The organism is Dellaglioa sp. CoH-55-MRSF-8, from assembly GCF_056782195.1.
Genome location: NZ_JBXAYH010000050.1, coordinates 306 through 580, shown reverse-complemented (window position 1 = coordinate 580; position 275 = coordinate 306). Strand labels below are relative to the sequence as shown.

Here is a 275-nt window from a genome sequence, read left to right as displayed (position 1 = left end):
AAGGTTGTGCTTCACAATGCACCTCCAATTTGTTACATGTTGGGACTCACATGGGTTGTTAAGGGGTTTGGGACGATTAAAGCAGAGAGGCTTAGGCCGTGCTATCTTCGTTCACGATATCGATGACACTACGCAGGTACGCAGGGTCATACGCGAACAGCTGCTTGTAGTACTCGATCTGCTGGTTCTTGTCTTCACGGCTGATACCGGCTGTCCGCATCTTGTCCCCGAACGACTTGGGGATCGGTGCGCGGCGGATATCGGCAACCACGGTC

The 275-nt window shown here is 53.1% G+C and carries 1 protein-coding gene; it reads right to left on the bottom strand.

The window, feature by feature from the left end:
* Nucleotides 1–91: 91 nt before the first annotated feature.
* A partial coding sequence (locus AC1RPW_RS07835; protein WP_481769417.1) for a hypothetical protein occupies nt 92–275 on the bottom strand: 184 nt, incomplete at its 5' end.